5 protein-coding genes are annotated in these 11,156 nt (G+C 50.4%); all 5 read left to right on the top strand.

What is annotated here, in order from left to right; genetic code table 11:
* Window positions 1–4,909: chitobiase/beta-hexosaminidase C-terminal domain-containing protein (locus Q8M98_03040; GenBank protein MDP3113730.1), on the top strand; the 4,909-nt coding region annotated here is incomplete at its 5' end.
* 10 nt (window positions 4,910–4,919) lie between these two features.
* Window positions 4,920–5,900 (top strand): hypothetical protein, encoded by a 981-nt coding sequence (locus Q8M98_03035; GenBank protein MDP3113729.1) that lies wholly within the window; start codon window positions 4,920–4,922, stop codon window positions 5,898–5,900.
* Window positions 5,901–5,916: 16 nt separating this feature from the next.
* Window positions 5,917–7,812, top strand: a complete 1,896-nt coding sequence (locus Q8M98_03030; GenBank protein ID MDP3113728.1) for an OmpA family protein — start codon at window positions 5,917–5,919, stop codon at window positions 7,810–7,812.
* Between the two features lie 325 nt (window positions 7,813–8,137).
* Entirely contained in the window at window positions 8,138–9,247 is a 1,110-nt protein-coding gene (locus Q8M98_03025) for an SUMF1/EgtB/PvdO family nonheme iron enzyme (GenBank protein MDP3113727.1), read from the top strand.
* Between the two features lie 322 nt (window positions 9,248–9,569).
* The gene (locus tag Q8M98_03020) at window positions 9,570–10,211 is read left to right on the top strand and encodes a transposase (protein ID MDP3113726.1); all 642 of its coding nucleotides are present in this window, start codon (window positions 9,570–9,572) and stop codon (window positions 10,209–10,211) included.
* Window positions 10,212–11,156 lie beyond the last annotated feature (945 nt).

Raw genomic sequence — 11,156 nt, 5'->3', positions numbered from 1 at the left:
ACCCACTGATGCCTCAGCCCTTTACACGACTGCGATCAACATCCCACTCAATATCACGATGACGATCAAAGCCAAGGCATACAAGACCGGTTGGGACTCAAGCAGCACTGGAACCGAAGTCTATGACATCACCGGTCAGGTGTCCTGGACAGTTCCGATCTTCAGTCCCGCCGGCGGTAATTACGCTTCCAATCAGATGGTCAGCATTTCAACTCCAAATCCGGCTGATGCTGTGATCCGCTATACAACGGACGGAAGCGTTCCCAGCGCTACGATTGGTATCGTCTATACGGGTGCGATCCTGATCACACAGACTACGAATCTGCAGGCGATCGCTTTCAAACCCGGTTGGAATGATTCCGTGATCGCCAGCGCCCAATACGCTTTTGGCGTGAGTGCACCGGTTTTCAATCCTCCAGCGGGAACTTATCAGTCTCCACAGAATATCGTGATCACGAGTCCCACGCCGGATGCTGTGATCAGATATACCATGGATGGCAGCGAACCAAGCGAGACAAATGGCACGATCTACAGTGCCCCGATCCTTCTGGGAGAGGATACAAGCACCATCCTCAAGGCAAAAGCCTTTAAAGGCGGATGGGCTGCCAGTCCCCTGACGATAGCCAATTACATCATTACCGGAACGGTCGCGAACGTAGTATTTAACCCCTTGGGAGGAATATTCCAGGCACCCGTTTCGGTGGTTCTGACCTCTTCAACTCCCGGTGCCGTGATCAGATACACCATCGACGGCAGCGAACCGACTACGATTTCCACACAATATACTACAGCGATCCCGGTTCCGCTGAATAGCACTTGGACGATCAAAGCAAAAGCATTCAGAACCGGTTGGATCGCCAGCGCTACTCTTTCGCAGACCTATACCGTGACCGGTCAGGTGGTGATTACAGCGCCCGTATTTAGCGTAGCCGCAGGTACTTATACCAGTGCAAGAACAGTGAGTATCAACGCACCCGTACCGGCGGATGCCACAATTCGCTTTACAACTGATGGAAGCGATCCGACGTCCACGTCCCCGATATACTCAGCGCCGATAACGGTTCCTTTGACCACGACCATGACCATCAAGGCGATGGCTTTCCGAAGCAATTGGACGCCCAGCCCAATCTATTCCGCTATGTATGTTATCACCGGTCAGGTTGCTCTGCCGACTCAGATGTTCAATCCTCCTGCGGGATTCTATCAGACTGCTCAGATAGTGTCTTTGAATACTGCCACCATACCCGCCGACGCGGTATTGCGCTACACTCTTGACGGCAGCGAACCGAATCAGGGCTCGCCGGCATATCAAAACCCGATCCCGCTGGCGCTGAATACCACCACCACCATCAAGGTGAAGGGTTTCAGCCCCGATTGGATCACCAGCGCGACCGTCGAAGCCACATATACGATCACTGGTCAGATTGTGTTCAACACGCCTGTGTTCAATCCCGCTCCCGGTATCTATACTGTCGCTCAGATGATAACGGTAAACAGCACAGTGCCTTCGGACGCTGAGATCAGATACACGATCGACGGCAGCGAACCCAATGCCGCTTCACCGATCTATAGTTCCGCGTTCTCGCTTCCGCTAAACAGCACGCTCACGATCAAAGTGAAAGCCTTCAAGAGCAACTGGACGTCCAGCGTGCCCCACACCGGATTCTATACGACCACCGGCGAGGTCAGCATCCAGCTACCTGTATTCACACCTGCTCCGGGGCTCTTCACTACGCCTCAAAACGTTGTTTTGAACACGAATACCATTCCCAGCGGCGCGACATTACGCTACACCCTGGACGGAAGCGATCCTAATGAAAGCTCACCGATCTACAGTGTTCCGATCGCTGTGAATACAGGACAGACGCTCACTATCAGATTGCGTGCCTACACTGCGAACTGGCTGCCAAGCCAGATCCACACCGGCGTGTTTTCTGTAACCGGTCAGGTGACGATCGAAGCTCCCGTCTTCAGTCCCGCTGCCGGAACATATCAAACCGCGCAGCTTGTATCCATCAATACGACTACGACTCCCGCCGGAGCGACCTTGCGTTATACGATTGACGGAAGCGAACCAACGACGACCTCACCGATCTATTCGGTTCCGCTCAGTCTGGCGCTGAATACAAACACCACGATCAAAGTGAAGGCATATCTAAACAACTGGGTTCCCAGCACCACCTACACCGTCGTGTATGTGATCACTGGAACGGTTGCCATCAACACACCTGTCTTTATGCCTGCCACCGGAACATTCCAAACGGCTCAATCAGTAGTGATCAATACTTTGACAACGCCCACTGGCGCGACCATTCGCTATACTACGGATGGAAGCGATCCCACTGCCGCGTCGGCAATTTACAGCACACCGATCAATGTTCCGCTGAATACGACGATGACAATCAAGACGCGCGCCTTCCTGAGCGGTTGGACGCAAAGCCCGGTCTATTTATCCACATACATTGTGACGGGACAGATCGTGCTGCCGACACCGATGTTCACTCCTGCCGCGGGAACCTACCAGACTCAGCAAAGCGTGACCCTGAATACAAACACCACTCCCACGGGAACGACTTTGAGATACACTCTGGATGGATCGACCCCGACGGATAGCTCACCGGCATATTCTGCCGGGAATCCGATAATTCTACCAATGAATGCCGGCACGACTATCACAGTTCGCGCGTTCAAGACAGACTGGACGCCGAGCAACACCGTGTCCGCAGTATATAACATCACGGGTCAGATCACTTTCCCCGCCATCGTGTTCTCTCCGCAACAAGGAACTTACACTTCGGCACAGACGATCGCAATCTCGGCTCCGATTCCTGCTGCAGCTACTATCCGCTACACTCTGGACGGCAGCGAACCGCAAGCGACATCGCCTGTCTATTCAGCACCGATCAATCTGGCGCTGAATACCAATACCACGATCAAGGTGAAGGGATTCCAGACCGATTGGACGCCCAGCATCACCCACACGGCGATCTATACGATCACCGGTGAGGTGGCGATCAACACACCGGTATTTAGTCCCGCCCCCGGAATCTATACAACGGCGCAGAGCGTGAGCATCAATACTTCCACTGCTCCGGCAGGTTCGATCATCAGATACACGACGGACGGAACCGATCCGACGGCAACTTCTCCGATCTATGCGGCTCCGATCAGCATCCCCCTGAACACAAACATGCAGATCAAAGCAAGAGCCTTTGCCGCAAACTGGCTACCCAGCCCTATCTATACCGGAAACTATAGTGTCACAGGCATAGCGGGCATTCCCGATCCAGTGTTCACACCGCCGGCGGGAACCTACACCACAGCTCAGACTTTGGTGCTCAATACAAACACTCTGCCTTTGGGCGCGACCCTGCGCTATACCCTGACCGGAAACGAACCCACCGAAACTTCGCAGGAATATACGCAGCCCATACAGCTACAGGGACCCGCGATGATCACAGTGAAAGTGAAAGCCTTTGCCGCAAACTGGATCACCAGCCCTACCTATACCGCAGTGTATATTATGACCGGTCAGGTCACATTGCTGCAGCCGTTGTTCAATCCCGCACCAGGGGTATATACCAACGCCCAGAGCGTGAGCATTATTGCGCATGCCAATCCCTCAAATGCCGTGATTCGCTATACAACGGACGGAACGGCTCCCTGGACAGATTCTCCGATCTATACTACTCCGATCGAAATTCCTCTGAACACCCCCGAATTCCTGATCAGAATCCGTGGATTCCTCAATGGATGGGATCCCAGCAATGTCGCGACCGGAACCTATCGAATCACCGGACAGGTTCAGATGCCTGAGACACCATTCACACCCGCTCCAGGAACCTATACTATCGCTCAGACGATCAGCATCGCGGCACCGACCCTTCCAGTCGGAGCTACGATCCGCTACACTCTGGACGGCAGCGAACCGACTTCCGATTCCCCTGCTTACACCAACCCGCTGACGATTTCGCAGAATACATTACAAACCATCTTGATCAAGGGTTTTGCGGCAGACTGGATTCCCAGCGAGACCATCACCGCAATCTATAACATCACCGGAACGGTTGCAGCGCCGGTAATGTCCATCCCGGGTGGGTTGTACTCAAATGAATTGCATTTGGAATTGAGCTCTTCCACCGCGGGTGCCACTATTCGTTATACGATTAACGGAGGCGACCCGGATGAAAGCTCCGTAATCTACACCAATCCGATTCTGATCCCTGAACAGGCGCAGGACTTCATGGTCAAAGCTAAGGCGTTCAAAACGGATTGGATCAGCAGCTCCATCAGCAGCGAGAGATATTCTGTCCTGCTCCTGCCGATCGATGTTCGTGCCTTCACCTACGGCGGCTACATCAGAATCCTCTGGAATTCGCCCATCGGCGCCAAAGTGTTGAACGGCTTCAACGTCTATCGCCGCAGAACGACAGAAACCGGCTTCACCAAGATGAACGCGACTCCGATCATCAACCAATTAGGCGCAGATTATTACTACGACGACTATGCCATCAGCGTAAACACCTCATACCAATACTACGTCACGGCAATCTACAACGGCGTGGAAAGCTTGCCCAGCATGACCACAACCATCGAATATCAATCCCAGGAACTGCAGATCAGCGACGCGTCCTACGCGTATCCGAATCCTGCGGCATCCTCCACAAGAATAAAACTCGTCCTCAGCCGAAACGACAACGTCCAGGTGGCGGTATCGATCTTTGATTTCGCGGGAAAGAAGATCAAAACGCTGACCGTTCCACCCACGAATTCAAACCTGATCGAAATCCTCTGGGATCTGAATAATTCCAGCGGTAAGAAAGTCGGGCGCGGCACCTATTTTGCCAGAATCGTGGCAACTGATGGAATCAACCGCAGCGAGAAAGTCATCAAGATTTCGGTGAAATAAGGAGGCAACGATGAAAACGATGAACAACAACGGATTTCGCAACACGATGAAACTTATATTAGTTAGCGGGATCATTCTACTTTTGACCCTCCCGCTTTTCGCCGAAGGGGTGAATAACTCTGCCGGAGCCTATATGCGCATGGGAGTCGGAGCCCGCATCATCGCCATGGGCGAAGCGGGATCGACGATCACCAGGGACGTAGCTTCAGCTTATTGGAATCCCGCCGGGCTGATGATGCTCAAAGATATCGAATTTGGCTCGATGCTCAATTTTGGAATGAATCACGACCGCAGCCACAAATACGCCGCAATCGCGAAACGCTTTGATTTCGGCGCCATGGCTTTTTCATGGATAAACGCCGGAGTGAGCGACATCGATGGATATGACGACATCGGCAACCCCACCGGAAACTTCAGCGATGACGAACACAACATCTCCATCAGCTATGCCAACGAATACAAACGCCTCGCTTATGGCGTCACCCCCAAATTCTATTTCAGTTCCATGGACGGTGAAACCAAAGCCGGCATGGGCATAGACGTGGGTGCCAAATTCGACGTCAATCAGTATCTGGAGGCGGGATTCATGGTTCGCGATCTGTATGGTGCTTATGCCGGAGACCGCGTTCCGACCGAGCTGTCCCTTGGCGCTGCAGCATATCCGATCATCGGCTTGACTCTTGCCACCGATCTCAAATGGGAACAGGCGGAAAACCCTTACGTCGCTTTCGGCGCGGAATATTGGACTTCGATCGGCAAGGACCCGGAAGCGGATTCGAAACTTTCGGTGATCTCCGTCCGTGAGAAAAGCACCTGGGGAGATGCTTTTTCCTATGCCCAGACGGGTATCCGCCTCGGTTTCAACCAAGGTAGGTTCTCCGCCGGCACCGGTATCCGGTTCCGCAGTTTTCAGCTTGATTACGTCTATCGTCTAAACAACCATGATATCTTCAGCGACGACCACATCATTTCGATGATTCTCAGATTCTAAACGTGGAGGGAGAGCTATGAAATATGCATTTCTCAGCTTTGTTCTGCTGATCATCATGGTCACCCTTGGTGCGATCCAGATCGGTTTGAAAGGCGAACGTTATGCCCTTGAGGGGATGGATTATTATCATCGCGGGGACTATAAAAGAGCGATCGATCAGTTCAAAGCCGCAGATCATTCAGCCAATGGTGAAGTGCCCGAATATCATTATTGGTTGGGAAGGCTCTATATCGCCAGGGAAGATACCACAAACGCGATGAGTTGGCTCGCCCGCTACGTACAGAGCGGAGACAAAGAGTTTCGCACAAGTGTGGATGACTATATCGAGATCATCAGAAGGCAGGCGATGATATTTGAAAAAGTGAATTTGAGACCGATGCCGAGACACTTCAACAGCCGCAATTCGGACTATGGCGCGGTCGTCGATCCCTGGGGCAAATATCTTTATTTCACCTCGCTGCGCCCCAGCAGATTCGACAAGGAAAACATCTGGCGATCGGAGATCCTACGCTCAACTTCCGGAGCCGTCATCGGATATGGCAGACCGGAGCTTGTCAACGAGTTAATTACCGACGGCAACGAAGCCTTTGGCAGTTTTGCTGCGGACGGCAGTGGCGCCTATATCTTTGGCAACTATGAACAAAGCAAGCTCGACGGCGATATCTATTACAGCGAATACAATAAGAAATGGTCGCCGCCGGACAATATCCTGCCCCTGAATTCGTCCCAGGTGGATACGCATCCCATGGTATATGACGATTCGATCGTCTTTTTCACCTCTTCCCGCGATGACGGTTTTGGCGGTACGGATCTCTATGTGAGCGAAAAGACCGGAGGTTTCTGGTCAAGTCCCCAAAACCTGGGACCGAGGATCAACACCAGCAAGAACGAGCAAACTCCCTTCCTGGACTACGACGGTAGAACCCTGTTTTTTGCCTCGAATGGGCATCCCGGTTTCGGCGGTTATGATCTCTTCAAAGCGGTTAAAATCGGTTCTTCATGGCAGGAATGGTCGATCCCGGAAAACCTTGGTCTGCCGATGAATTCCATCCGCAACGACCGCTATTTCTATCACAACCGAGACAGCAACGAAGGTTTCATATCCACCGATCGCACCGCCGAGGGCTTTGAAAAGATTGTGCAGCTCAGCTTCAAAAACACGATTCCTTCCAGCTATGTGATCGATGACGGCACCGGCAGCAGGATCTCAATTCCCATGATCGACGAACCAGTTCCTGCCATCAGCCTTGTCACTCCCGATAAGATCACGGGAGCAATCGAAAAGCCTCTCGTCCCTCCGCCATTCGCTATTTGGGGCAAAGTGACCGACGACGATGGCAACCCACTCAGCGTGGAGCTGGAAATCACCGGCATCGTGGACGGACAAACCCACAAGGATATTGTCGTGTCCGATAAGGAAGGCAATTTTGAGATCAAACTTCCCTATGCCGAAAACTATACTCTCATCATCAACGAGGACGGCTATTTCAACTACACGCAAGACTTTAGCCCACCCAAGACAGGACAGCCGTTCAAACTCGATATCTCCCTGAAAAAGCTTGAAGTGGAAAGACCTCCAATCATCTTCCACAACATCCAGTTTGCCTTTGACAAAGCAGTAATCAAGGAATCCTCACTGCCCTTTATAAATGAGATCGTGGTCACCCTCTTGAACAATCCCGAGATCAAAGTGGAAATCTCAGGGCACACCTGCAATATCGGCAAAGCCAAGTATAACCTCGATCTTTCCAAGCGCCGCGCCAAAGCGGTCGTGGATTATCTGATCGAAAAAGGTATTGAAAAAGATCGCCTTCGCTCCGAAGGCTTTGGACTTTCCAAACCGCTCAATAAAAATAGCACAATCGCGGAGCGCGCGCTCAACCGTCGCGTCGAAGTGAAAGTCATAGAATAAGATAACGCAAGTGCTACATGCAATGCTGTTGTAGCAGCGCAGCATGCCGATGCTGCGAGGACGTGAGACCTATCGTTTTACGATTGAACAGTCTCCAACAAGGTAGATATATTTATGGTAAGAAAGCTCTTGACGGAAAATCAGCGGTGGATTTATCGTGTAATTGGTTGATTGTTATCGCTACAACAACCACAAAGTATATATTGTGTGATGCGAAGACCTGCCAACAAGTCTTCAAAGAACATGAAAAACAATGAGTTGGAATTTACACCAACATTTGGGACTTAACATTTGAGACTAAACCAATTAATTCAAGGAGGATAGCATGAAAAGCTATTTGTTGTCATTAGCCTTATTACTACTGCTCGCATTTATAAGCTCATGCAGTAAACCTACCGCTCCGGAGGTAGTTGCCACACCTACTTTCAGTCCGGCGGGAGGAATCTACTACTATCCTGCGGCGGATGTGGTTATATCCTCTACTATTGGAGCAACGATAGTATATACAACTGATGGAAGTACCCCAGCATCAAATTCACCAATTTACTCAACCCCGATTCATATAACAGAAACAACAACTATAAAAGCGCAGGCATATAAAGAAGGCTGGAAGAATAGCCCAATCGCGAGTGCAACTTACACGATTGGTGTCACATCCGGTCAGATGATCTATGTCCCTGGCGGCACCTTCACGATGGGCAGAACCACCGGAAGCGGCGAGTCTGACGAGTTGCCTACCCATAGCGTGACTCTGAGCTCCTTTTACATTGGCAAGTATGAGGTCACGCAAGCAGAATATTTCGCTATCACGGGTCCCACTCCAGCTTCAGGATATGGTGTGGGGGATAACTATCCTGGGAATTATGTATCTTGGTATGCTATCCTGAGATATTGCAATCTACGAAGTATGGCTGAGGGGCTGACGCCGGTTTACACAATCAGCGGTTCCACCAATCCGGCAAACTGGGGAGCGATTCCCAGTTATGACAATGCTACCTGGGATGCGGCAATATGCAATTGGAACGTCAATGGCTACCGCTTGCCCACTGAAGCGGAGTGGGAGTATGCTGCCAGGGGCGCAACCAACAACCCCGATTATCTGTATAGTGGCTCGGATGATATCAATGCCGTGGCTTGGTATAATGGCAACAATTTACCCTATGGCGGCAAACCCGTTGGCACCAAAGCTCCCAATGCTTTGGGAATATACGACATGAGTGGTAATGTGTGGGAATGGTGTTGGGACTGGTATGGCAGCTACAGTTCGAGTTCCCAGTCCAATCCAACTGGACCTGTGAGCGGGTCCTATCGTGTGTCTCGGGGCGGTAGCTGGTACGACTATGCCAACTACTGCCGGGTTGCGAGTCGGAACTACGACGGCCCGGACGGCAGCTACATCCACATCGGTTTCCGCGTCTGCAGGGTTTCCCCTTGATTTTTGCCTTTTGCAGGCTTTCTGTGGCGCAGCATGCCGATGCTGCGGAGGGAGAAAATTTACCGGTATCGGTTTCCGCAGGATCGGCATCATGCGCTACCCTGGCATCCTGCTCTACTGCGAAGGGACAAAGCTATGAAAAGATTACCACGTGGGGGTGCAGGGGGATTCTTCCCCACCCCATTGGGAAGCCGAATTCCGATTCGGCTATCGTGCGCAGCACGATGAGATGGATAAAACCGCGAGGGATGGTAGCGAACTTATTCCGCGGTAGATATCTTGTGGTTGTGGGGAATCGGAATTCCCCACCCCAAAGGGAACAATGGCAGAACTAATCGATCAGCACTGGAGCCATGGACCTCACTACCAGTTTAGTGATTCCATCATCTTTCTAACCTGGCGTCTGGCATTCACCTTGCCAAAACACCTCATTGCTCTTTTTGAGGAGCTGAAGGCAGAAACTATAACAGATAATAATATGCAAGACCTTGAATCCCAAAAAAACCGCAATGCTTATTTGTTCCAGCGATTTCAGGAGTATGATCTTGCACTTGCCAAGTTTCAAAATCCGGGATTTTCTTTGAATGAACCTGTACTTGCCAAGATAGTTACTGAGGCATTTCATCATCTGGATGGCAAGAAATATGAGCTTCACGCCTATTGTGTAATGTCCAACCATGTTCATATATTAATAAAAGCTTTGACAGATGAGGCTGGTAAATACTACTATGTAAGCAATATTGTCCAATCGCTGAAACGCTATACTGCCAATCATATAAACATCGCATTGGGTAAGAAAGGGCAGATTTGGGATGATTTCTATTTTGACAGGATTATCCGGAATATGAGCAATTACGAGAATGTGGTAAACTATATACTCTCCAATCCTTTCTCTGCAGGATTGGTCGAGGATATGGACAAGTGGCGGGATAGTTTTTTTAATCCAGGGTATTTGATGGGGTGAGGAATAATCAGGGAAGCAGGGTTCCCCTCCTTATTGGGAAGCCGAATTCCGATTCGGCTATCGTGCGCAGCACGATGAGATGGATAAAACCGCGAGGGATGGTAGCGAACTCAGTCCGCGGTAGATATCTTGTGGCTGTGGGGAATCGGAATTCCCCACCCCATTGGGAAGCCGAGTTCCCCACCCCAAAACATGATTGTTTACAATCGACAATATAAAGATGATTAAGCATCTCACTATGCAATCTCTGTCGTTGTCCTGCATTTCCAATGAAAGGGTATCCTTGAACAGTCTCAATAGATTCCGGCAGAGGAGCATCAATGGGATAAAAAAAGAATAGAACGCGGATGACGCGGATCAATATGATCATAATGATCTTTTGAAATCATATCAAAAACCCTACAAAGAATCCCGCCAACACACACACTCACCCATTCACCCGATTAATTTCACGCCTCAATTTAGCTGAGACTTCGCTTTGACCCAAAACTCCGCCGTTGACATCTGGTAAAAGCATTAAATCCTTTACGGGCGGAGTTTTAAGTCAAAGACTGGATTCCAGTTCCAGCCTTCGCTGGAATGACGGGTTCACCTGTTCACCCGTTCACTTCGCAGGATCGGCATCCTGCGCTGCATTTTCCCCTAAAAACCCTTCCCCCTTTGCATTACGGAATCAATACGGACTCAATACGGACTAAGTCCGTATTGACTCCGTAATGCTAATGGGGAAGAGAGGGGTGTGAGGTACATAACTAACTGTTATACAGCATGATAGCCCAAGTTTCGCATGAAAAATGTGTTTTAAGTCATTTTGGAATCGTAACTCATTGAAAAATAGTATTTGAGTTTCGGAAAATAGCCAATTAGTGTCCAAAATCAGGGCTTTGCGGAAAAAATATATATTATCAGCTTCAGCGCCTGGATTTTCTGGGATTCATGTTTATA

Source organism: Candidatus Cloacimonadaceae bacterium, assembly GCA_030693415.1.
Taxonomy (GTDB): domain Bacteria; phylum Cloacimonadota; class Cloacimonadia; order Cloacimonadales; family Cloacimonadaceae; genus JAUYAR01.
This window is presented reverse-complemented; position numbering and strand designations above follow the sequence as displayed.

Excerpts from the sequence above, each read along its gene's own strand:
- Q8M98_03035 (MDP3113729.1), top strand. The coding sequence starts at position 4,920 with ATGAAAACGATGAACAACAACGGATTTCGCAACACGATGAAACTTATA.
- Q8M98_03025 (MDP3113727.1), top strand. The coding sequence starts at position 8,138 with ATGAAAAGCTATTTGTTGTCATTAGCCTTATTACTACTGCTCGCATTT.
- Q8M98_03020 (MDP3113726.1), top strand. The coding sequence starts at position 9,570 with ATGGCAGAACTAATCGATCAGCACTGGAGCCATGGACCTCACTACCAG.
- Q8M98_03030 (MDP3113728.1), top strand. The coding sequence starts at position 5,917 with ATGAAATATGCATTTCTCAGCTTTGTTCTGCTGATCATCATGGTCACC.